At 48.4% G+C, this 22,410-nt stretch carries 19 protein-coding genes and 4 tRNA genes; 1 reads left to right on the top strand and 22 read right to left on the bottom strand.

Translation table 11 applies throughout. From position 1 onward, the window contains the following. Window positions 1–3 precede the first annotated feature (3 nt). The 22 genes from tuf to BFC17_RS20680 all read right to left on the bottom strand — a co-directional run bounded on the left by tuf (window position 4) and on the right by BFC17_RS20680 (window position 20,425). Window positions 4–1,188, bottom strand: coding sequence for an elongation factor Tu (tuf, locus tag BFC17_RS20785; RefSeq protein ID WP_070178447.1), 1,185 nt, complete (start codon window positions 1,186–1,188; stop codon window positions 4–6). Window positions 1,189–1,253: 65 nt separating this feature from the next. Continuing rightward, a tRNA-Thr gene (locus BFC17_RS20780) sits at window positions 1,254–1,329 on the bottom strand. A gap of 8 nt (window positions 1,330–1,337) precedes the next feature. Beyond that, a tRNA-Gly gene (locus BFC17_RS20775) sits at window positions 1,338–1,412 on the bottom strand. A gap of 32 nt (window positions 1,413–1,444) precedes the next feature. Next, a tRNA-Tyr gene (locus BFC17_RS20770) sits at window positions 1,445–1,529 on the bottom strand. A 13-nt stretch (window positions 1,530–1,542) separates the two neighbouring features. After that, a tRNA-Thr gene (locus BFC17_RS20765) sits at window positions 1,543–1,618 on the bottom strand. 126 nt (window positions 1,619–1,744) lie between these two features. Then, on the bottom strand, window positions 1,745–2,479 hold the full coding sequence (locus BFC17_RS20760) for a type III pantothenate kinase (protein WP_070178446.1): 735 nt from the start codon (window positions 2,477–2,479) through the stop codon (window positions 1,745–1,747). Next, window positions 2,469–3,443 (bottom strand): bifunctional biotin--[acetyl-CoA-carboxylase] ligase/biotin operon repressor BirA, encoded by a 975-nt coding sequence (gene birA / locus BFC17_RS20755; RefSeq protein WP_070178445.1) that lies wholly within the window; start codon window positions 3,441–3,443, stop codon window positions 2,469–2,471. Before birA ends, BFC17_RS20760 begins: the two co-directional genes overlap by 11 nt. Then, the gene (gene murB, locus BFC17_RS20750; protein ID WP_070178444.1) at window positions 3,440–4,432 is read right to left on the bottom strand and encodes a UDP-N-acetylmuramate dehydrogenase; all 993 of its coding nucleotides are present in this window, start codon (window positions 4,430–4,432) and stop codon (window positions 3,440–3,442) included. The genes birA and murB overlap by 4 nt, the downstream gene beginning before the upstream one ends. Before the next feature lie 111 nt (window positions 4,433–4,543). Continuing rightward, complete coding sequence (locus tag BFC17_RS20745) at window positions 4,544–5,524, bottom strand: LPP20 family lipoprotein (protein WP_070178443.1); 981 nt, start codon at window positions 5,522–5,524, stop codon at window positions 4,544–4,546. Next, a complete protein-coding gene (locus tag BFC17_RS20740; RefSeq protein WP_070178442.1) occupies window positions 5,524–7,362 on the bottom strand; it encodes a right-handed parallel beta-helix repeat-containing protein in 1,839 nt (612 codons plus the stop codon). The genes BFC17_RS20745 and BFC17_RS20740 overlap by 1 nt, the downstream gene beginning before the upstream one ends. Further along, window positions 7,359–8,351 (bottom strand): MlaD family protein, encoded by a 993-nt coding sequence (locus tag BFC17_RS20735; RefSeq protein WP_070178441.1) that lies wholly within the window; start codon window positions 8,349–8,351, stop codon window positions 7,359–7,361. The genes BFC17_RS20740 and BFC17_RS20735 overlap by 4 nt, the downstream gene beginning before the upstream one ends. Beyond that, on the bottom strand, window positions 8,348–9,004 hold the full coding sequence (locus tag BFC17_RS20730) for an ATP-binding cassette domain-containing protein (protein WP_070178440.1): 657 nt from the start codon (window positions 9,002–9,004) through the stop codon (window positions 8,348–8,350). Before BFC17_RS20730 ends, BFC17_RS20735 begins: the two co-directional genes overlap by 4 nt. Then, complete coding sequence (locus BFC17_RS20725) at window positions 9,001–9,792, bottom strand: MlaE family ABC transporter permease (RefSeq protein ID WP_070178439.1); 792 nt, start codon at window positions 9,790–9,792, stop codon at window positions 9,001–9,003. Before BFC17_RS20725 ends, BFC17_RS20730 begins: the two co-directional genes overlap by 4 nt. Continuing rightward, window positions 9,782–10,501 carry a hypothetical protein gene (locus BFC17_RS20720; protein ID WP_070178438.1) on the bottom strand — a complete coding sequence of 240 codons (720 nt, stop codon included), beginning with the start codon at window positions 10,499–10,501 and terminating at the stop codon, window positions 9,782–9,784. Before BFC17_RS20720 ends, BFC17_RS20725 begins: the two co-directional genes overlap by 11 nt. Then, complete coding sequence (locus BFC17_RS20715) at window positions 10,473–11,186, bottom strand: tetratricopeptide repeat protein (RefSeq protein WP_070178437.1); 714 nt, start codon at window positions 11,184–11,186, stop codon at window positions 10,473–10,475. Before BFC17_RS20715 ends, BFC17_RS20720 begins: the two co-directional genes overlap by 29 nt. Continuing rightward, complete coding sequence (locus tag BFC17_RS20710; RefSeq protein WP_139142158.1) at window positions 11,183–12,205, bottom strand: LPP20 family lipoprotein; 1,023 nt, start codon at window positions 12,203–12,205, stop codon at window positions 11,183–11,185. The genes BFC17_RS20715 and BFC17_RS20710 overlap by 4 nt, the downstream gene beginning before the upstream one ends. 23 nt (window positions 12,206–12,228) lie before the next feature. Then, window positions 12,229–13,764, bottom strand: coding sequence for a murein transglycosylase domain-containing protein (locus BFC17_RS20705; RefSeq protein ID WP_070178435.1), 1,536 nt, complete (start codon window positions 13,762–13,764; stop codon window positions 12,229–12,231). Next, window positions 13,742–14,182 carry an LPP20 family lipoprotein gene (locus BFC17_RS20700; protein ID WP_070178434.1) on the bottom strand — a complete coding sequence of 147 codons (441 nt, stop codon included), beginning with the start codon at window positions 14,180–14,182 and terminating at the stop codon, window positions 13,742–13,744. The genes BFC17_RS20705 and BFC17_RS20700 overlap by 23 nt, the downstream gene beginning before the upstream one ends. After that, entirely contained in the window at window positions 14,179–14,562 is a 384-nt protein-coding gene (locus tag BFC17_RS20695) for a hypothetical protein (protein ID WP_070178433.1), read from the bottom strand. The genes BFC17_RS20700 and BFC17_RS20695 overlap by 4 nt, the downstream gene beginning before the upstream one ends. A 2-nt stretch (window positions 14,563–14,564) precedes the next feature. After that, window positions 14,565–17,369, bottom strand: a complete 2,805-nt coding sequence (locus tag BFC17_RS20690; protein ID WP_070178432.1) for a fibronectin type III domain-containing protein — start codon at window positions 17,367–17,369, stop codon at window positions 14,565–14,567. Window positions 17,370–17,385: 16 nt separating this feature from the next. After that, window positions 17,386–19,383 carry a CsgG/HfaB family protein gene (locus BFC17_RS20685; RefSeq protein WP_070178431.1) on the bottom strand — a complete coding sequence of 666 codons (1,998 nt, stop codon included), beginning with the start codon at window positions 19,381–19,383 and terminating at the stop codon, window positions 17,386–17,388. Between the two features lie 10 nt (window positions 19,384–19,393). Further along, window positions 19,394–20,425, bottom strand: coding sequence for a hypothetical protein (locus tag BFC17_RS20680; protein ID WP_070178430.1), 1,032 nt, complete (start codon window positions 20,423–20,425; stop codon window positions 19,394–19,396). A gap of 431 nt (window positions 20,426–20,856) precedes the next feature. On the opposite strand from BFC17_RS20680, the gene BFC17_RS20675 reads away from it, so the two are divergent. After that, on the top strand, window positions 20,857–22,374 hold the full coding sequence (locus BFC17_RS20675; protein WP_070178429.1) for a putative bifunctional diguanylate cyclase/phosphodiesterase: 1,518 nt from the start codon (window positions 20,857–20,859) through the stop codon (window positions 22,372–22,374). Window positions 22,375–22,410 lie beyond the last annotated feature (36 nt).

The following is a 22,410-nucleotide window of genomic DNA, read 5'->3' as shown; positions in this document are numbered from 1 at the left end:
CGATTAAGCGATAATTTTAGATACAACACCAGCACCTACTGTACGACCACCTTCACGGATCGCGAAGCGCAGACCTTCGTCCATCGCGATTGGTGCAATCAGTTCTACTACGAACTTCAGGTTGTCACCAGGCATTACCATTTCTACGCCTTCTGGCAGCTCTACAGCACCAGTTACGTCAGTTGTACGGAAGTAGAACTGTGGACGGTAACCTTTGAAGAATGGAGTGTGACGACCGCCTTCATCTTTAGACAGTACGTATACTTCTGCTTCAAACTTAGTGTGTGGCTTGATTGAACCAGGCTTACAAAGAACCTGACCACGCTCAACGTCATCACGCTTAGTACCACGTAACAGAACACCAACGTTCTCACCTGCACGACCTTCGTCAAGCAGCTTACGGAACATTTCAACACCAGTACAAGTAGTCTTGGTAGTATCTTTGATACCAACGATTTCTACTTCTTCACCTACTTTAACGATACCTTGCTCAACACGGCCAGTTACAACAGTACCACGACCTGAGATTGAGAATACGTCTTCGATTGGCAGGATGAACGGCTTATCGATGTCACGCTCTGGCTCTGGGATGTAAGAATCCAGTGCTTCACCTAACTCAACAATCTTAGCTTCCCACGCTGCATCGCCTTCAAGAGCTTTCAGTGCAGAACCCTGGATTACTGGCAGGTCATCACCTGGGAAGTCGTACTCAGACAGCAGTTCACGTACTTCCATTTCAACCAGCTCAAGCAGCTCTTCATCATCAACCATGTCACATTTGTTCATGAATACGATGATGTAAGGTACGCCTACCTGACGACCTAACAGGATGTGCTCACGAGTCTGAGGCATAGGGCCGTCAGTCGCAGCTACTACCAGGATCGCGCCGTCCATCTGAGCAGCACCGGTGATCATGTTTTTAACATAGTCAGCGTGTCCAGGACAGTCTACGTGAGCGTAGTGACGAGTTGGAGTGTCATACTCTACGTGTGAAGTAGAGATGGTAATACCACGTGCTTTTTCTTCTGGCGCGTTATCGATTTGATCGAATGCTTGCGCAGAACCACCGTAAGTCTTTGCAAGAACAGTAGTGATTGCTGCAGTCAGAGTGGTTTTACCGTGGTCAACGTGGCCGATAGTACCCACGTTTACGTGGGGTTTCGAACGTTCAAACTTTTCTTTTGCCATTTTTCTAATATCCCAGCAAAGTACAATGTTAGGTGAATATAAATTTTACATGAGCTGGGGAGAAATGGTGCTGATAGGCAGATTTGAACTGCCGACCTCACCCTTACCAAGGGTGCGCTCTACCAACTGAGCTATATCAGCATCGGACTTGGAGCGGGCAGCGGGAATCGAACCCGCATCATCAGCTTGGAAGGCTGAGGTAATAGCCATTATACGATGCCCGCATTCCTAATTCTCTTGCCACACTCATAGAAAGTGGTGGAGGGGGCAGGATTCGAACCTGCGAAGGCTGAGCCGGCAGATTTACAGTCTGCTCCCGTTGACCGCTTGGGTACCCCTCCAGAGATTGATGAATGGTGCCGACTGCCGGAATCGAACTGGCGACCTACTGATTACAAGTCAGTTGCTCTACCAACTGAGCTAAGTCGGCTCCTCATCAAGTGGGTGCGAATTCTAGAGTAATGATTTACTCAGTGCAATAGGCTTTTGCGAAAAATTTTCTTTTTTTTGTTTAAGTGGTCATTTAATTACCACCTAGACGTTTAATTGAACAATATCAATCAAAAGAAGCTTTTTCAGCATAGCGGGCAAGGCCGTCTATCACCAAATTCGCGGCGCTGAGACTATCACCGTCGCAAGCACTTGTCAGCAGTTTTTTATCGCCACCGGTAAAAATTATGACATTTTCTTTAAATTGATTATTTAATCGCCGCTTCGCTGACCAAAAAACACCCTGCAAGGCAGAAAGACACCCCATTGCCACACATTCTTCGGTATCTGTTCCGGCAGATAATTGTTCCGGAATAGTCTGATCTTCAAGAACCCGGGTGGTATTTTGGAGCAATGCTTTTTTCATTGTATGAAAGCCTGGCGCTATCCAACCGCCTAAATGTTGACCATTTGCCACAAAATCTACCGTTACTGCGGTGCCGGCATCAATTACGGCAAACGGTTTATCGGTTAAATTTGCAGCACCCAGTATGGCCAGCCATCGATCGACGCCCATTTTTTTTGGATTTTTATAACTATTTTTTATGCCGAAGGCTTCACTCTCGGTTTTAACCGGACAAAATTTAATCTGTTGTTGCAAACAAAGTTGCCCAAGTGCTTCTTCGACAGCCGGCTTACCGACATTCGCAATAAAAAGATGGGTGATTTTTATGCTTTCTACATAAGTAATGAAAGTTGTTAAATCGTCTACCGTGGTCACCGCTGAAGAATCATCGCTTAACAGACGAAATTTTATCCGCGTATTGCCCACATCCACCAGCAAAACAGACTTAGTTTGCACGCAGGCTTACCTCTCCACCATGAAAGCGGGTTATCCCATCGGCAGTTTCCAGCAGTAACGCCCCACTGGCATCAATACCACGGTTAATACCACTGATCCGCTTGTCGCCGCTTTTTACCACCACAGTGCGGTCGGCAAACCAGTCGAGGTGTTGCCATTCGTCAATATAGGGTTCAAATCCACGCTGAGTAAAATCAGGCAGCATCTGCCAAAGCTGCTCTATTATGCAAGCCGCAACATCGTTACGGTCGATATCCGGCCCTAATGCCTGACTCATATCGATATGCGGCTGCCCTACCTCAAACTCGTGGGGTGGCACGACCACATTTAAGCCAATACCAATAATGCAATCAGCAGGGGCGCCTATCTGTCCTTCTACTTCGATTAACACGCCAGCCAGCTTTTTACCAAACAGATATACATCATTAGGCCACTTTAGCCGGGCTTCATCTAATCCGCAGGTTTTCAGTGCACGGCATATGGCAATGCCAACCAACAGGGACAGTCCGGCCATGCCCTGATATCCATCATTAAACCGCCAGTACATAGAAAAGGTTAAACTGCCTCCCACCGGCGCCAGCCATTGGCGACCATGCCGTCCTCGTCCTGCAGTTTGAATTTCGGCAACGATGGTGTCACCGTTAGCTCTGACCCTGTCAGTATTTTTTAATTCGGTATTAGTAGACTCGATAACCTGGATTACCGATACCTCACCATAGGCAGGCTGAGTAAATTGCCCGGTAATCTTTTTTTCATCGAGTAAAATAAGGGGACGGTTCAGCTTGTAGCCTTTTCCTTTTACCTTAAACACATCCAGCCCCCAATCAATCAGCTGATTAATGTGACCGGCAATCGCTGTGCGTGACAGGTTCAGGGTCTGGGCAAGGGTTTCTCCGGAGTGGAATTCACCGTCAGCCAGCACACATAACAATTGCTGTCTTATCTCACGGGATTTTAATTTCATAACGTCACACGTCCTTGCTTGCCAATGAGTCGCACTTCTGCTGCCAGTTGCACCCCAAAGCGTTCTTTCACCTTACTTTGGATTTCGCGTGCTAAGGCCAGTAGCGCTTTGCCTGTTGCCTTATGCTGGTTTACCAACACCAGGGGCTGGTGCTGGTAACAGCACACGCCGTCCTTACATACGCCCTTGAATCCAGCCTGGTCAATCAGCCAGGCTGCCGGCACCTTTACTTCTTCATCACTAACCTTAAAACCCGGTATCGTCGGACAGATAGCCTGCAAGGCATGATAGTGCTCGCCGCTAATGGTTGGATTTTTAAAAAAGCTGCCAGCATTACCCAACACAGCCGGATCGGGCAGTTTTTGCTGCCGTACTTCTATAACCTTATTAAAAATAGCAACAGGGCCGGGATTATCCAGAGCCGCCAGCTCCGCGTAAGCCGTTATGGGTTTACTGTTCGCCGGTAGCCAGAAATGTACATGGGTGACGACCCAGTGTTGTGCCCGGGGGCGTTTGAATATGCTGTCACGATAACCAAATTCACATTCTGACTGCGATAAACTAAACAATTCACCATTACTGACATCCACCACATCAACCTGGGCGATCCGCTCACCGGCTTCCAACCCATAGGCACCAATATTTTGAATCGGCGCAGCACCAACAGAGCCGGGGATCAGCGCGAGGTTTTCCAAACCACCCCAACCCTGCTCTACCGTAAAGGCTACCAGCGTGTGCCAGTTCTCACCGGCGCCGACTTTTAAGCGAACCCCGTCGCCTGACTGACTGACTTCCACACCGGTAATTTTATTAACCAGGACCACGCCGTCGTAATCATCAGTAAATATTGTATTACTGCCCTCTCCCATGACATAGCAAGGCGCGGCAGATGTGTACAGAGCGAGCAATTGCGGCACCGAGCAAAACTCGTGTAGCTCGCGACACTGGCTGTGAATTCCAAAGGTGTGACGTTGGGATAAATCAGGCATAGACACAAAGGTTAATCTTCGGGGTCGTTTAGTATGCCTTAAAACGGCTGGGGTTGGCTATGCTGTCTACAGCATGAAAGGAGGTGACCCTGACGGGTCACCCAGATAATTTTAGTCGAGAACAATAATCACACCGGCTTCGTTAAAGAAGCCTTGCTCATTCAGTTCAATAATGCGTTCGGCATATTCGCTGGCTAACACGATTTCGGTACGGGTATCTCCATAAGTGCGTAACGCTTTAACTAACAAGGGCCGGTTGCCTACCACGGGGTGCTGTACGGCAAAATCCACATCCCTGGCAAACAATGACACCAACTGGCCTCGCTCCAGTAAGCGCTCACCTGACGATGATTTATCCGGATACACTACGGCACCGCGTAATTGCCGGAATTTCGGACTCAGCGACGGAATAAAATTACTGCCCCGTGCATCTACCACCAGTCCGGTTGGTTGCAGATCATCTTTTGCTACAGGCTCGGCGCCTTTGCGCTGTTGCTCACTGAATTTTTGCTCGATTACCGACAAACGTCGGTTAAGCTTATCCATCTCTTGCAGCCACAGGGGCTTTTCCAGTTCAACATCGTCTTCGGCGTAGGCTTTACTGATCAGCGCACCGCCCAACCAATCCAATGTAGAACGATACAGACTTTGCAGGCCAGTCTCCTGATAAACTTCCCCGTAAATAGTTTTAGAAGCTTGCCCTTGCAGGCTAATTTCCATTTCTATTTTACAACTTCCATCATCCGCCGGAGTTCTGCTCACAATCCTGGCATTACGAATAATCCCTTCAACCTGACTTTTTACTTCATCGTTGCTGAGCATATAGTTATCGATAACCGTGGTCGCCGTTACCCTGACTCCCTGGGTCGCTTCGAGAAGATTACGCTGCGCATCAACCACCGCCGCGCGACATGCCAGCAAAGGACCGGCCTTACCGCCCACATTGGCCGGAGGCAAGCCATAGCCTTCAGCGGTAATCTGCGCCGTGGTCCAGTTAATCTTGCCGCCGGCAGCCGTCCATTCTTCATAATGAGCATCAGCAGCCTGACTGCTGCCGCTGATAAGTGCTAGTGCAAATAAAAACCGTCTCATTATTTTGTCCTTACTTTACCTAAAATAGTCCTGTCAGAAGGCTCGGGATCCCAACTGTTGCCCTGCGCATTGACTTCATAGCTCGACGCGTTCTGAATGTGGAATGGGAAGTTGTTCTTAAATGTACAATCAGAAATGTTCAGCTTGGCGTATTCACTTACCACGATACCAGCGGTATTACTGCCATCAATCACACAGGCACGCAGAGTTACATTTGATTCACCCTCAATATTTAACGCACTAAAGCGACTACCCAGAATCTCAATAGCTTCCAGTAGTGGCTGGCCGGATTTCACTACAATGCCCACACCGGCGTCTTTCATTTTCACGCCAGAGAACTGAGTTGGCTTGGTATTGTTCAGTACTATGTATGGTTCACGACGAGCCTGCTCTCCCGCCGGCTGAATAATGATGCTCTGTTTCAGGCCCCAGAAATACGCTTCGCCCTGAATTTCCATTATTGCTCCGGAATCAAACTCCAGCACCACACCCGGTTCAATATATAACTCACTGTCTTCACCGAAGATCACCTTACCTTTAACCTCGTAAGGACTGAAAGTCGCAGTTAAGGACAATACGCCACTGTACTCGCCCTGTAACGGACCGCTGAGGAAGGTTTGTTTGCCCACTTCCTTAATATAGGTGGTCAGCGTGAGTGCCTTTGGTGCACTCATATTCCCTGCTTCATCAACAGCCACTACTTTATAGGTAGTTTTGCTGAAGGGTTCAGAATCAATTTCCAGATTAACGAAGGTATCAGTGCTTTCCTGTAGTACCTCTTCCCCGTTGTCGGTTACCCGCGTAACTTTAAATGCGACGGCGGTTGGGTCCTGCCAGGCCAGTTTCAGGGTGCTTTCGGTCTGGCTGCCCACCAGGTCGCTAACCGGCTCCGGCGCTACGTTATCGAAGTTCACTAACCCGGTGATACTTAACAGCGTAGAGGTGCTGCCGTCGGTATCCTGCAAAATCCCGGTTACCGGTACCCGTTGCTCGTTCCAGTCAGGCTGTACAGGAATCCTGCTGATGTAAATGCCCGGCTCCACTTCTTGCAATTCAGTGCGCAGCTGATTACCCAGTTCAACAAAGGCCTGTAATCCGGCTTCACCTTTCACACCCACTTCAATCACATCACCATAGTGCAGCCATTTGCCTGCTTTGTCGTGAATAACCGACTCAATAAGCGGACCAGCTGTGCCTTTATAAAACCGTGGCTGAGGAAAATCAAAAGCGACTTTGCGACCTAACTCGTCGGCGGCTGCCAGTAGATTTTCATCATCCAGATTCATCGCTGCTATGGCAGCATTAAGTAATAACCCCCAGGCAGTAGTCGATACACCACCTGCACGTTGCGTTACTTCGTGCTCACCACTCCATACCACATCGCCTTTGGTGTTGTATAAAGACAGCTTGATACCCAGTCGGATTTCAGAATAGATACCGGCAAAGAAACGCTCAAAGTCCACTACTTCGCCAACCAGCACACCTTCCACTCCCAGGTAAGAGGCCATTTGCGTGTAATCGAGCGGACCTGAAGGTAAGCGTTTATCCACCTCTCCCGGGTGCATTACCGAAAAATTTCGTCCGGATAGCTGACTGTTGATGACTTGTCGAAGTAACGGCGCAGCCACCAGCTCTTCGGTAATATTGGTAAAGGGTAAAATAGCGATACTTGAAGGGATTGCCTGCTGCTCACCGCTGGTACCGGTATTATTCTCAACTTCACTGTTAGACGAACGTTGGGGCGGCCCCACCAGTACCGTATCGTTGGTGCTTACCGTACAGCCTGCCAACACCAGACACAACGCGCCTAACCACAGACGAATATACTGCTTACTCATGACTCAGGTTCTCCTTTTTCAGGCGCACGCACTGCGGGGTCATATAATGACTCATCAGGTGGAAACAGCCCATTATTCTCTGGCGCCTGCCCGGGTGTAGCGGTGGGATTGTCGCCTCGTAATAACCAGTGTTGACGTAACTGGCGGGTCAGGCCATTTACTTCAAGTAATAAATCGTTCAGCAAAGCCTGGGTCTCGGGTAGATCAGCGACCGTTGGCTGGATGTCAGTAGCAATGCCATTAATGCTCTCGATAAGCGTGGCAGACTGTGACGCAACACCGGCAAAGGCATCCATATTATTATTCAGGTTTTCAGTGCTGTCCTGCAACGATGTTTGCATCACCTGCATCGTTTGCTGCATCTGGTCAATAACGGCAGGCAGTTGTTGACTTATCCCAGCCATGTTGGCGGTGAGTGTTGCTATGTTTTCCATACTCTGATTTAACACTTCCTGTTTATTATTCACATTGGCCACAATGCTTTCGAGATTTATCAGTATGTCGGCCACTTTTTGCGACAGCGCTGCAACATCCCACTCTACCATCAGGTCTTGCAACGATTGCGGTTCATCGGCATCCAGCACGGCTCCGTTGGCTAACTGCCCACTATCGCCAGGGATAAAAGCAATGGCCGCCCCGGAGAGCACGCTGTCGATAGCCAGTGCCGACTCTACCTGCAACTTACTGCCCATGCGGTACAGCGCACGGTATTCCGGTTGCATAACCAGATTAAGGGCGACTTCGCCGCTATCGGTTAAATGGATACTGTCAATGCGCCCAACCGTTACCCCTTTTAGTTTTACCGGGGATCCAGCGCTGAGTCCGTAAGACGCGGAAAGATGCGCCTCAAACCTTATCTGCTCGCCATGTTGTTCCTGCAGATCCTCAAACACCAGCCAACCCGCCAGCAGTAATGCCACCACCACAAACATTCCCAGCAGTGTATCCTGCCAACGGGACGATAACGATTGCGATGGTGCAAAACTCATTGAGCATCCTCCAGTTTATGATCGCGGATGGCCAGCACCCGGTCAGCAAAGTCGGTTCTATCTCCAGCGGTTACGGTCATCACTACCGCATAGCCATGTTGCTGCTGTTCCTTTAATAATACATGGAGCATGTTATCCCGCATACTCTCTGACATACCACTTTGCACTTCATCCAGTAATATCAGTTTAGGCCTGAACACCATTGCCCGCAGCAGGTTCATCATTCTGGTTTGCACGTCGTTGAGCTGATGCGGCTCAAGGGGCAATAACTCACTAATTTGTAACGCCTCTGCCAGAGGTTCAATATAACTGGCAATGGCCGCCTTTGTCATGCTGGTATGGTACAACATAGGAAAAGCGATGTTGTTATAGTTAGTAAAAATACTCAGCAGGCCACCGGCCTCAAATGCCATGCAGGTAGCTTTAAAGCGGGCTTGTTCTGTCATATCTTTTATAGCCAGCCCATCCACACTCACATTCCCTTCGGTGGGAGCGCACAGCCCGGCGCTTATTTTTAGTAAACTGGAGCCGCCATCCAGTACACCGGTTTCAACGCAGACAATTTCACCACTGCCTACCCGCAGGTTTAACTGACTAAATACCCTTTTGTCGGCAAAACTCAGGCTGACATTATCCAGACGCAGGCAGGTCATAAGTACACCAGATAAGACAGACCAACGTTTAAAACAAAAAACGCAAACAGCTGAAAGGTGTTTGAGTTAGAGATAGCTCTGGAAACATCGGTAAAACGGTCACGCACGTTGTAGCCAAAGTAAAGGCTGGCAAGGCCAATAAGGCAGCCACCCACCAATGCCTTAGTTATGCTTACCACAACTTCGGTCACGGTAACCTGCTCTAATAAGGCGCGGATAAATGACATCAGCGTAATACCACCGGCGTGATAAAGCTCAATCACCGCGTAAGAGGTAAAGATACAAATCAGATTAAAGTAAAAAAACATCAGCAGCAGCGAAAGCGGGAAAGCAAAGAAGACCGGCAGCAAAAACACCAGAGCCGGGCTCATATTAACCGCAGATAACGCATCAAACTGTCGGTACAACTGCATTTGCCCCATTTCGGCAGTCACCGCCGATGCCGAACGGGCTATCAGAATAATGCCAGAGATTAACGGTCCGATTTCCCGATTCACCATAATATTGAAAAACTGCGCATAGTAATCAATAAACTGCGCATTATTGGGAATGACCGAATAGGCCTTTGACATCACAAAAACGCCGAGCAGTACAGCAATCATGGTATTGATTGAAGCAGCCCGCAGACCTGAGTTAAACAACTGACGCTTAAAAAGCAACCAAAAAATACGCCGTCGCTGGGGCTTGAGCAGTTGCGGACAGGTGTTAAGCGCCAGTCCCAACAGGCCGATAATACCAGTCAGAACGCCAGCATATCGTTGTGTATGCCGGCCAATGCTATTGAGCATAAACGTTGTCCTGACGCCAGTTTCTTACCTGCTCAGCTTTATCGCTTTCGCCCAGTTGGCTTAACAGCAGAGCGGCTTTGGCGGCAAAATCTGCCGCGATGGCAGGCTCGTTGTTGGCGAGTTTTATTTTAGCCAGCACAAAATAGCTGTCGGCCATATTATGACTGGCGTTAAAACGACGAAACAGTGTTAAGGCTTTCTGTAATGCGGGCTCATTACCCGCAGCCTTACCAGACAGATAACACTGCATGGCCTGCCATTCTGTTGCCTGAGCTGAGGTAATGCAGGTTTCAACTGGTGCCGCGAACAGTTCGCTATAATCCTCTCCGTTAGCGGGGATAACAGCAGTAGCGCGCTGATAATAGGACTGTGTGCGGGTAATAAAATACAGGGCGAGATTTGCCCTCGCCTCGCTTAGCCTGTCCTGTTCGATAATCGCTAAATCCAGTAGCTGATGGCAATCTTCACCGTCACTATTTACCGCGACGGCACGCTGACATAACTTCCACTGCGCATTCAGCATTAAGGACAAATCGCCTTGTTGATAGGCTTCGCTGGCCAGTGTTCGCATTTCGTAAACGGAAAAGCTTTCTTCCTGCGCCAGCTGTTGATAGCGTTCACCTAATGACAAAGGCGGCGGGTTGGTTGCACAGCCACACAGTAGCACAACCAGAACAACGCTAATTCTGCAGATGGTCGCCATGCTCATAGCTCAGCCTTACCATACGTGAAAGCGTATGGAGGTTATCTTCCGTGTTCACGTAGCGATTTAGCAGCGTCGTAATTTCTTCCTCTGACATGTGTTGCTGCATAAAGTGAATGCTACCCCGTAATGGCTTCAGTTCGTTAGTGGACAGCTGAATTTCCAGCAAATCCACGAAGTCATCATAATCGCCTTTTCTGAACAACTTACGACTACGGCGCATAAAGTTCCAGTCAGAAAATTTACGCAAGTATTTGGACATCATGGTACCCAGCGCAAAAGCCATGGCCATGGCGATAAGGTCAAACAATTTATCCAGCGTTAGCTCTTCTATTTGCTGCGCTTTTTCGCTCACTGACGCATTAGAAATAAAGCGGATGACCTCTATCTGATCGGCTGCCATGGCATTGAGCGGATTGATTTCAAGTGCCCGGCGAAATGCGACTTCGGCCTCAGATATTTGTTTGTTCTCGTACAATGCACTGCCATAGAGTGCCAGTAAAGTATCGTTGGTAGGGTACTCAATAATGGCCGCTTCAAGATATTCAATAGCTTCTTTGTACTCGCCACTGTCTATCATGATCTGCGCTTCTACAATCGCCACGCGCGGCGAGGCAAAAGCAACCTGCTGGTGCGTCAGCACCAGCAAAAATACCGCCAGCAGAGGGAAGCGCAGAGACTTTAATTTCATCGTGATACAACAATCATTACTTCTGCATTGCCCAGGGCTTTTTGCAGTGTTTGCTGGGTTTTAATCAGATTTACAGCCGCTTCCCCAATAACTAAATCTGAGTTACGCGCTTTGTAAGTGCTCTCAGCTTTAATAATCAGTGGCTTCACAGCAATGCGAGCGTTGCGCACCGCATCATTAACATCAAAGTCATACGACACAGGACGGCCTTTAATCCGGCCATGGGTTAAATCGTCATTGGTAGGATAAATAATATCCCCTTTTTGATTACGAATACGCGGGATAGTAGCCAGTTCAAAGTTACCAATCTGACTCGCGTCGATCAGAATGCCGGTAAAATTACTGTTGTTTTCGTAAAATTCAATCTGCTTTTCCAGCTGCTCAATCACCTGTGGCTGCGGCTGGGCTTTTAATAAGCGGGTGATTTCTTTAACCAGTTCCAGTTGGTTCGGGTTATCAATTATGAAAAGCTTTTGGGTACTTTCTGCGGCACCGGCAGTTGGAAATAAGCTCATTTCTGGCCATGAAAACTGACCGGTTCGGGCCAGCACCCACTGAACAGGTTTATCGTACCACGCGGCTGTCATACCAGATTTTACTACTTCGGGCGCGATCATTTGAATAAAGCGGCCGTCCAGCGACATCGTCATCGTTACCGTCGCCACGTCATTCTGGTAATGGTCGGCGGTCATCGCCGCGCCTTTGATCATACCCTGTAAACTGGTATTAATCCGGTCACTCTGGGCAACCATCTGCTCTACCAGCGTTTCCGAAGAAACCCTTACCCCTTTAACCATTTCAGCGAGGTTACGATAGGCGTCCAGCTGAGCGGCGCGGCGCGCCAGCAGACGCTGCTTAACCAGAGGTTCATCGTCCGGTGCTACGCCATAGCCATAGGCTGAAATTACCCCGGATGACCAGTTAATCGAACCGCCAGCCATCTGATCAACAACCTCATCGGCGTGGCTAACGCCGGCTAATAACGCACACATTAAAGATAAATATCGAACTGTCTTCATTGTCGCTCTCACTTTAAATATCCTCAGGCATCAAACTGCTTGTATTTAGCCATCCGGGTTACCACTTTTCTGAGGTAATTTTTGGTTTCTTCAGCTGGTAAATTTTCAATTAAGTAGTCATATACCGCTTCTGCCGACATACCGTTTATGGTGTCTACCGCAGCATTGATGCTTTTACGTCCGGTAAAGGTTCTTGCCACATTGCCTACCCCGGTATTGTAACTGGCCACGGCACAATAAAAGCGGGCCTGGGGGTCGCTGATTTTGCGTAAATAGCGATGCGTCAGCAGATGAAAATACGCCGAACCTAATTTAAGGTTGTTATCTTCGTTAAACAAATAGTCCGCACTAACGACCTTCTTTTCACCGTGAACAAATAAATGGGCATCCAGTCCGGCTGTTTTAGGTACCAGCTGCATTAACCCAAAAGCGGGCACTGGCGATACAGCTCGCGGGTTATAACTGGACTCGGTCTCAATAATTGCCATAATCACTGAAACGGGCACATCATATCTTTTGGCGTAACCCTTAATGTCGTCAAAATACTCTTCTACCAGTTTTTCCTGATAACCATTCACAAATTCAATGGTTAACTGTAGCCGGGTCTGGCCGTTATCCTCCACTACGCTTAACACCGGCAGCGGAGCCGGAACCGCAAAGGCTTTTTTCGGTTCTGGTTTGGCAGGAATAACAGCAATCTCTTGAGGCGCAGGCTCTGCTTTGGATTCTGTTACAACTTCCTTAACAGGCGTTTCCACCAGAGCAGGCTTTGCCTTGGATTCTGCTACGACGTCCTTAGCAGGTTCTGCCACCGGAGCGGCATCGACTTTATCGTCAGGCTGTTGAACGGGTTCTTCAACCACTACCACCGTCTCAGTAGTCTCTGTGACGGGTTTATTCGGTTGCTGTTTTTGCGCTACTTTTTCTACAACGACGCTGATTTCTTCAGGTTTAGAGGCATCCGATAATGCCGGCAATTCGGCCAGATCCTGCTTTAGCGCTTCGGCTAGTCCGGCCAACTGACCGCCTATGGTGTCGGGTAAAACGCTGGCAATGGAGGTATCGGTAGTCTGGGTGATCTTCACCGGTTCTTCGGTCACTTCAGCCACTTCTTTTGTCACTTCCTGTAACAAGACGTCCTGTTCGTCTAATTCTTTGGGCGTAGCTGTGGCAATTGAAGAGGACATAGCCATTAACTCTGCTACTTTCTCCTGCAGGTCTTCGCCAGGCTCAACCAGGGTTTCGATAACCAGTTCGCCAGCTTCAAAGTCGGCAATGGCCCGGCTATTCATGGATTTATTGTAGGTTACCCAACGATGACGTTCCGGCAATGCGCCATCGGGCCATTTAACCTCGATACGTTTGGTCAGGCCACGGAAGGCTTTGTCAATGGCCTCGTCAACAGCCTGATAAATGTCGTCTATGCGCTTGGTTTGATTTTCAAATTCAGCGTCCATACGGGCACTGATCTCATCGAAATCATCCACGGATTGGGCAGAAGCCGGAAACTGAAGCCCCAGCAGTACTGCCAGTAAACTAGTACTGAGAACTCGCCGCATTACTGATCGCCTCTAAACTTTCCCGTTCTTTGCAAATATCAGCTTCATTGGTTAAGCAAATTCCCAGGGTCACTTCTGCCACCCAGGTACCTTCTTCCTCTGTCACTTTTTCATCTACCACGACGGTTCCTTTCAACCAGGTTTTCACCCGGGTCGCGATGATGTCGCTCTGTAATTCGTACTTTTCGACCGTAGAACCAGAGCGTACTTCGATGCCTTTAACCTGTTCAGACAGCTGACGCTGGGCGTCGAGTTGTGCGGCGCGTTTGGCCAGCATTCTGGCCTGCGCGTGGGTCTTTGCCATGGCCGGATCCACCGTACCAAAACCCTGCGCGGTAACGACACCTGTTAAGTCAGCAGCCTGTGCTACGCTAACAAGACCAGCAGCTAACACCGACACGAATACTTTGAACTTCATGGTTTGATTCCCTTTTGCTTCAGTGCTTCAGTGTACACGTGGTTTACCAAATCAATTTCGATACCTTCGCGTACCGACTCCATCAACTGATCAACCACTTCAACCTTAAATGCACCAGACAGTAAAAACTGACGAATGCTTAGTAACTCGCGTTTACAGGCTAGCGGGGCGTGGGCGATGGTGGAGTCTATGTCGTTAACTTTCAGATACAGCGAGGCTTTTTTTACCACGCAGGCCCGATAGCTATCTCTTAGCGTCTCCAGCTCCTTAGACTCACTGACTTTCTTGATAGCCGAAAATTCGTTAGCACTGGCAACGTTAATGTTAAACATCGCTCCAGCAACAGCTGATGCGATCAGCCAAAATCTGATTTTTTTCATACTTAGTTCCCTTCGCTACGAGGGACAGTCGTAATTTCAGCAGATTGTGACAAGGAGCCCTCCAGCTTGTCTTTATCTACTGTCGAAACGCGATAGCAATAGCTTCGGTCTCCGGATACGTCAGTGTCCACATAGTTTGTCGAATTCACCGCTGCCAGCTTTCTTAAGTTGCTGCAGCCTGAACCACGATAAACCTGATAATAGTCGATATCTGTCTCGCTGCCTGCCTGCCATTGTAAAACGACATTCGGAGCAGACTCCGTGGCGGACAGACCATTTACTCTGGCAGGCACCGGCTTGGTTTTAGCTTCGGCAATGTCAGAGGCCTTACCGTTAGCGTCATACTGGTTAAATGCCAGAATGCGGTATCGATAACTTTCACCATCCTTGAGCTTTTTAAAGAAACTGCCTTCATCGACGTAGCGGCCAGCCGTGCGATTGTTAATGGTCTCAAGCAAATCATACTTACCATCATCTTCACGATACACTTTATAACCTTTTACGTCGCTGTCAGCGAGTGGTTGCCAGGTTAAGGTTACCCGTTTTACCTCACCACTCTGTGCAGCAAAGTTTTCCGGTGCCGGCGGCACGGGCTTGGTAGTCGCTGTCACGGTATTCGATTTAGGCGTTTCCTGATCTCCATCTACCGCCGTCAGCGTGTATTCATAACTTACACCATCTGCCAGATCTTTACGATCGCTGTCGGTATACTGAGTAATGGTTGGCGTGGTGATGTTGGCAATCAGGGCCCAATTTGAAGTGCCCTGTACCCGCCGGTACAGCTTATAGCCATCAATATTTTTATGTTCGGTCCAGCTTAATTCATTACGTCTTAACATTCCCTGCGCACTCACGCTTAGCGTAATCACATCAGGGCTCATTATAGTTGCCTGGGGCGAGGGGTCACTACGTAAGCCGTCTTTGTCTTCTGCCACCACGTAATAAGATGTCTGTGCATAAGGCTTAAGATTACTGTCGGTATAACGGCTTTCACTGGCTGGCACCGCTACGATTTCCTGCCAGCTGGCGTTATTCCAGCGACGATACAAACGGTACTGCCTGATATCAATTTCACTGGATACAGGCCAGTTAATCGCAATGGCACCACTTTCAATGCTAAGTTCCGGGCCGCCCGCCTGACCGGGGCGGGGTTTGGTCTTCGCTGAGCGGGTTTCAGACACAAAACCGACACCGTTAAATTGGTTTAGCGCAACAACCAGATAATGGTAAGTCGTGCCATCCTTAAGCGGTTTGCCATTGTCGGTACCGTCGACAAACTGGGTTTTGTCCCTGCCTTTTACATCGGTCAGTTCATCAAGCAGTGTATCCTGGTTCAGCTCGCCCTCAGTGCGAAAAATCCGATAACCGGTTACGTCGTCATCGTTAACTGCCTGCCAGTACAGATGCACGGATTTCACACCGCCAGACAAAGAAAATTCTTCGGGGGCAGCCAGCTTTTTGGTTTCTTTACGCGTGATATTAGACGGGGCGGAAGCAGAGAACTGGTCATACAAACGCACCTGATACTCATATATCAGACCGTCTTCCAGGCCTTTGCTGTCGGTAAAGGTGCCATTATGCCCGGCCTTAACTTCGCCGACCGTTTGCCAGTTTTCGGTCCCGGCACCACGACGCTCTATTCTGACCGGATATTCGGAAGCCCGGGGCTCCCATTGCAAATCTATTGTGCGCGTTTTTACCGGACCGCTGGCATTAAGCGTTACGATAGGCGCGCTGGTAACTGTCACTGGAGCAGAAGGGGCGCTTTCTTTGCCACTAGCGGTCAGGGTCGACACCGCAAACTCATAGCGCTTGTTCGCTTCGAGCAAATTAACTGCAGTGACGGAATAATTAATTTTGCCGGTGTCCTCTATCTTCACCGTAGGTTGCCAGACGCCGCCCGGTTCACGATAGTACACCTGATATGCGGCGGTTTTTTCTTTGTTCGCAATGGAGGGAACAAAGTCCAGTCTTACCCCATTAACATAAACCTGGTGTTGCAGGATAGACGGAGCTGACACATCGGCACTGGCCTGGGTTTTTGACACGCTTGCACGGGCTATTAACCCGCCGTCGAGTTCGTCGCCGTTATCAAGGATAATATCCAGGCGATAAAATACCGTTCCGCTTTGTGCAATGCCGGTATCCACGTAACGGCTTTCCATTGTGTTTGCTACAAATTCAAAGGGGCCTGACTGAGAATCACCGCGATACAGGTTGTAATAAAACACGGTACCAACGTCACCGGTTTGCCAGGTAAGCTCAACCTGCTCGCCTTTAGCTACGCTGCTAAACGAGGTTAGTGCCGCGTTGGCCGTGGCGGTATCTGGCTGAACCGACTGGGCGCGGCGAATTCGCCGTTCCAGCGACTTTACAATCTCTGGCGCTTTGGATACCAGTTCACCCTTGGTTTGAAAACTCTCCTGCCATATTGCCGCTTCCCGGCCATTGGACACATCGATAAGTTTAAAGTCGACAATAATAGTAGCCCGTTTAATATCGATGCTACCTGACAGAACAAAATTAACCCCCAGACCATTACCGTACTCGATAATTTTCTGGGTATCTGCGACCTGTGCGCCGCCAATCCGGTACAAGCCTTCTTCCATTTGACGGCGGGACAGCAGTTGATAGGTTTGGGAACGTTCGAGTTCCTTGCGCATTGAAAACAGCAGGTCGCCGTCCAGACCGATGGCATCGATACTGGCAGGCGACAAGTTAAACAAGGCGAGGCTGGTTTTTGCTTGAGTAGCTGCCGGTAATATAAGCATTACCAGCACCACTATTCTTAACATTACTGCGTGCATATCCCTCGCCTACTTCTTAGTTTTTAAATTGATAGGTATCGATAATCTGCTGAATATATCCATCAATTTTTGCAGAGATTGGTGAGTTCACGTTAGATTTAACGCGCTCATCAAACTTCGCATCAACAAAGCGCTCCAGGGCTTCCAGGCCTTCCTTACGTTTTAGCAGGAGCTCTTCGCCGGCTTCGAAAAATTCAACTTCACGGTTACGCAGTGGTTGCAGTACCTTACGCGAAAGATCTTCAACAACCTGGTCCGCCATCAGCTGCAGCATCTCGGTGTCTGTTGCAATCTCAAGTGGGTCGTATTCGATATTGGCGTCTTTCACACCGTCGTTACCAACGTCTTCCTTAACCAGACGCGAGGTTAAAGTCTCAACGTCGGTGTTCTGGCCGGTTGATACATCAACAATCCGGTAAGAAATTTCGATAAAGCCCACTTTTTTGGCTTTAGTCACGGTGTATTCTTTTTCTGCATACACCGGCACCATAATCTTAGCTTGTGGCGCATTTTGCAGTTCGTCTTTTTTCGGGTTTGGATTCAGGGCTTTCCAGTTCAGGTAGTCAATATTGTCCTGAATTTCCTGACCAACCTGATAACGCACTGTTTCAGCACTTTCAGAGCTGGTCTGGTCAACTTTGAATAACAGTACCGAGCCCATAATGGCAACGTCGATACCGTATAAGCGGCCCATTTCCTTGGCGGTATCTTCAGATACCACACCAATCTGACCCAGTTTCATCTCTTCCAGAATCGATTTTAAGTTTTCACGCTCAAAGATTTTGATGTCTTTACTGGCGTTGTTAAACAGGTTGGCAATCAGCTTACCGGCAATCAGACCACCAGCATCCAGATCGTTAGACGGGCTCTTAAAGTCGAATACCGCAATTGAGCGGATTACACGGTCACGGATTTTATCCTGAACGTCACGGGATTTCTCAAACAGCCCTTCCATTAACGGGTCCAGCTGACCAATCAATTCGTACATATACCAGGCAACACCCCAGTAACGATTGTCCATATACTCCAGCGCGATATCTTCTGCGCGGGAAACCACCGCATTGCGCAAAGCAACGGCACGAGGAGGCAGGGCGCCACCAGTGGTGTCGTCTATTTCAATCGCCAGCTTAATGGCGCGGGCAATATAGCCTTGTTGTAACAGGCGGGTCGCTTCAATGATTTTCTCGTCAACCTGGCGTTCCATTGCTGTTGCTTTCCACGCAATACAATCCTGGTCGTTTGGCGAGAAGCTCAGGACCTTGTTACAAGCAAACTCAGTCTGATCCCAGTTTTGCGTATCAACTGACTGGGCTGCCAGGTTTTTAAAGAAGGTAGCGTTATTCTTTTGGTCTGCATCTGCTGCCATCTTTTTAGCAATGGCATTGTTTGGATCCAGCATGGTAGCTTTACGAGCGGCAATTTTTGCCTCTTCAAATTCATACTCAACGAAGGCTTTCTTCGCTTGCAGTAAGTAATCCCGCGTACCTTCTGTTTTAATGCGTGATGCCAGTGGCACAGATGCTTCAAAGTTTGGATACAGTTTTTGTACCTGTTGCAGGGTCAGGTTTGCGCGCACCCAGTCCTGACGATCAATCAACGCCAGCGCTTCTGCATAGCGCTCTTTTACTTCGTCAATCAGCGATGAGCGCGACGAATCGATGGATCCTTGAAGTTCTGCAATGGCCGGTAAATTAGGCGAAAACTGCTTGGCTTCAGCAACCAGGGATTCTGCTTTTTCAATATCGTTGATATTGACACTGGCACCATTTAGCAGCGCCTGCGCCTGATTTAACAATGTCTGAGACGCTTTTAAGCGTAAGCTGCTCAGCTGCGCAGAATACTGCGCATTATCCGGTTCTTTGGCGATTGCCTGCTTTAGGTAAGCAATGGCCTCAGCATAATTACCGGCAGCAGCCAGTTGCTGTGATACATCAAATTCTTTCTTTCCCTTGCCCGTTGATTGACAGCCTGCTAATGCTGACAATACCAGAGCGGCCAGTACGTACCGTCTCATTGGTTGATCCTCAAACTTTGGTTGCGGTGATTTTGTTACCTGTCACGCCAACAATTTGCATTTTATGCCGTTGTGCTATGTTGCTGGCGAGTAGCTCTTCATAGAGTTGCTCGGTCCAGCCCTTATAGCTGATGACAAGGTGCGCGACACCGTTAGCGATGTTAGAAATTTCGATTTGTTGAATTGCTGGCATAGCTTCCTGGATCACCGCCTTCATTTGATTGGCGACTTCCAGTGATTCAATACCTTCAATATCCAAAAAGATATTGCGGGCTTTAACCTGCTCCTGATGCCAGAACTTAATGAGTTGCTTACGCAGTTGTGGCCATTCCTTACGGATGATGTCGGCCGATAACTTCGAGAAAATACTGTTCGATTTTACGCCCGGCTTACTGGCACTTTTGCTGCCTGCCGCTAATACCTGATTATCACCAACCCGGGTCACCTGCATGCTGAGCGTTAGCTCATTGGCGTTGATTTTCATACCCTGGAACTCTTCAGGTTTGACCTGGGAATCCACAGTGAGGTTAACCGCAAAGCCAGCGTAGACAGGCTGGGTTTCATCAAACACCTGAAAACCGTCCCGCAGTAAGCGTTCGGTCATCTCGTTACGGGCATGCTGGGCGATAATTGGATTGCTGGAATTTTTGTCGATGATGACGGTAACTCTGGGCATTTTTGTCCAGCCCATGGACGCCTGAATCTGAGCGACTTTATCCACCAACAGGTCAACCCTGACATCGGCCTGAATAACAACCTCGTAGATATCTTTATTGTCACCCACGCCATCGTAGATGATTTTATATTCGTCGATTTGACCGGCAGTGGTGGAGAAGATCTGATCTTTGCCCAGTAGATAGTTGTTTACGTCAGTACGGGAACGCACAAAAGTACCAACCACCTGCTCAACGGCAGCTCGCTTTGCATTTTCCAGCGCAATTTTTCGTGCTTCTACTATTTTGTTATCTGCAACTTCGCTGATCCCTTTCGCCTCTACCAGTTTGGCTACGGCCGGGGAACTCGAGATTGTCAGAATAATCACGCACAGTGCTGTAGCAGCTAGAAATAACTGTCTTGCGCTTCCATTGCAAACTGCCATAGTGTCTCCAAATACCCACTATCAATACTGATATTAAATTAATATAATCGAATACCCTTTACTTTGCACTATCCCGCGCCCTTATTCACCAGAATATCGTAAAAAGCCGTCAACTCATCGGACTTTTATATACTGAAAACACCAAATAAACAAAACAATCATAACCAAAATGAATATCTGAAACAAATAAAGGCGTGGTACTGGCAATTTAATGTTGCCATTTTGCGACAAACCCTGTCAGGATTAAAAAAAAGCTTTATACAGGCCTATATGGCGTATAATTTTAGTCAACAAGCTAAAAGTTACCCATTTTGCAGGGAACACTGAAGCAAAATCCATATCCCTCTCTGGCTGACTTTATAAAGGATAGTGAGATGCAAAGCGACTCAACCGGTATTTGGTATTTCGAATGTGATGCGTCAGATATCGAGGATTACCTGCTGCATTTACAAAGCCGCTCTGTTATTTATCCGGACGAATGCGAGTACCTGATTAAAAATCAGCATTTGCTCAGTGCGACGTCTGAGCAAAACACCCATGGCGTAGTACCGCTGTGCCACCGTTGCGTTACCCTTATCAGCAAAGATAACAAAGTGGAAATTGTCGTTAACCGCGACCAGGAAAAAATCGATCACGTTACCCAGTTGCCACTTCGAGTCTCGCTGCTGCGTCAAATTGGTATGTGGTATGAAAAAGACCCGGATGCCATTACCGGTATTTGTCTGGTAGAACTCGACGGCTTTAGTGATATCAACGATACCATTGGGCATGCCGCCGGTGACTTAATTTTGTTTGAAATTGCCCGCCGCCTGGAGCGCTTCAAGGACCATCCATTTAAACTGGTCAGGCTCCATGGTGATGAATTTGCCCTGGCGGTTACTCAATTACCCAGCGCAGAAACCATTTGGTCGGTGTCAAAATGGATATGCGATCAGTTTGAGCCCCCTTTTATGACTCAGAAAGGCGCGGTATTTATTACCCCTTCCGTTGGTATTGCGTTGAATATCAATACCGGTAAGGAGCCGGTTTCCCTGCTTGAGAGCTCGTACATTGCGCTTAACCATGCCAAGGATGACGCGTTAGTCAAAGAAAAACTGTTTAATCCGCAGCAGGGGCATACCCTCACGCGTCAGGTGTTTTTAGAAGCTCAGCTGAATCAAGCTCTTACGGAAGAAGACGCACTGGTAGTGTGGTATCAGCCAAAACAGGATTTGCACAATCTTCAGATAAACGGTCTGGAAGCGTTGATTCGCTGGAACCACGAAGAAGAAGGCTTAATTTCGCCCGGCGAATTTATTCCGCTGGCCGAGCGTACCGGATTAATTTGTTCAATTACCGATTACGTGGTGCGCCAGACGGCCAGGGATTTACCGGTGTTAAGACAGCATGGCTTTAAAGGTAAGGTTTCTATCAATATCTCTGCCAACGATTTTGTGCGACCAAACTTAGTTGAAAGCCTGCTGGCTATTATTGAACCTTACGACATCGATACCGGCGATATTGAACTGGAAATTACCGAAGGCGCGTTTATCAGTGATTTTAATCACTGTATTTTCTTATTAAATGCGCTTAAAGAGGCCGGTTTTGCCTTGTCCATCGACGACTTTGGCACCGGTTACAGCTCGCTAAGTTATCTCACTAAACTGCCCGTTGATACCATTAAGATTGATATGAGTTTTGTGCGCGAACTGGCCCGTTCGGAACAGGCACGGCAGATTTACAAAGGTATGATCGATATTTGTAAAGCGATGCATTTTGACGTGCTGGCCGAAGGTGTTGATGATGATGTGCAGCGCGAGGTGCTGGCGACCATTGGTTGTGATCGTATTCAGGGGTATCTGCTAAGCAAACCCCTTGCCCTGGAAAAATTGCTCGCGTTTCTTAGCAAGTAACAACGAGGGCAGGCATGAATGCCTGCCCTCTTTCCC

It is taken from the genome of Marisediminitalea lipolytica (assembly GCF_001758465.1).
In the GTDB taxonomy this organism is placed as follows: Bacteria; Pseudomonadota; Gammaproteobacteria; order Enterobacterales; family Alteromonadaceae; genus Alteromonas; species Alteromonas lipolytica.
The sequence above is the reverse complement of the archived record's forward strand: the minus strand, read 5'-3'. Positions and strand labels throughout refer to the sequence as shown.

What these genes read in the sequence shown, in the direction of transcription:
- tuf (WP_070178447.1), bottom strand. Translation starts at nt 1,188, where the DNA reads ATGGCAAAAGAAAAGTTTGAACGTTCGAAACCCCACGTAAACGTGGGT.
- birA (WP_070178445.1), bottom strand. Translation starts at nt 3,443, where the DNA reads ATGAAATTAAAATCCCGTGAGATAAGACAGCAATTGTTATGTGTGCTG.
- murB (WP_070178444.1), bottom strand. Translation starts at nt 4,432, where the DNA reads ATGCCTGATTTATCCCAACGTCACACCTTTGGAATTCACAGCCAGTGT.
- BFC17_RS20745 (WP_070178443.1), bottom strand. Translation starts at nt 5,524, where the DNA reads ATGAGACGGTTTTTATTTGCACTAGCACTTATCAGCGGCAGCAGTCAG.
- BFC17_RS20740 (WP_070178442.1), bottom strand. Translation starts at nt 7,362, where the DNA reads ATGAGTAAGCAGTATATTCGTCTGTGGTTAGGCGCGTTGTGTCTGGTG.
- BFC17_RS20735 (WP_070178441.1), bottom strand. Translation starts at nt 8,351, where the DNA reads ATGAGTTTTGCACCATCGCAATCGTTATCGTCCCGTTGGCAGGATACA.
- BFC17_RS20730 (WP_070178440.1), bottom strand. Translation starts at nt 9,004, where the DNA reads ATGACCTGCCTGCGTCTGGATAATGTCAGCCTGAGTTTTGCCGACAAA.
- BFC17_RS20725 (WP_070178439.1), bottom strand. Translation starts at nt 9,792, where the DNA reads ATGCTCAATAGCATTGGCCGGCATACACAACGATATGCTGGCGTTCTG.
- BFC17_RS20720 (WP_070178438.1), bottom strand. Translation starts at nt 10,501, where the DNA reads ATGAGCATGGCGACCATCTGCAGAATTAGCGTTGTTCTGGTTGTGCTA.
- BFC17_RS20715 (WP_070178437.1), bottom strand. Translation starts at nt 11,186, where the DNA reads ATGAAATTAAAGTCTCTGCGCTTCCCTCTGCTGGCGGTATTTTTGCTG.
- BFC17_RS20710 (WP_139142158.1), bottom strand. Translation starts at nt 12,205, where the DNA reads ATGAAGACAGTTCGATATTTATCTTTAATGTGTGCGTTATTAGCCGGC.
- BFC17_RS20705 (WP_070178435.1), bottom strand. Translation starts at nt 13,764, where the DNA reads ATGCGGCGAGTTCTCAGTACTAGTTTACTGGCAGTACTGCTGGGGCTT.
- BFC17_RS20700 (WP_070178434.1), bottom strand. Translation starts at nt 14,182, where the DNA reads ATGAAGTTCAAAGTATTCGTGTCGGTGTTAGCTGCTGGTCTTGTTAGC.
- BFC17_RS20695 (WP_070178433.1), bottom strand. Translation starts at nt 14,562, where the DNA reads ATGAAAAAAATCAGATTTTGGCTGATCGCATCAGCTGTTGCTGGAGCG.
- BFC17_RS20690 (WP_070178432.1), bottom strand. Translation starts at nt 17,369, where the DNA reads ATGCACGCAGTAATGTTAAGAATAGTGGTGCTGGTAATGCTTATATTA.
- BFC17_RS20685 (WP_070178431.1), bottom strand. Translation starts at nt 19,383, where the DNA reads ATGAGACGGTACGTACTGGCCGCTCTGGTATTGTCAGCATTAGCAGGC.
- BFC17_RS20675 (WP_070178429.1), top strand. Translation starts at nt 20,857, where the DNA reads ATGCAAAGCGACTCAACCGGTATTTGGTATTTCGAATGTGATGCGTCA.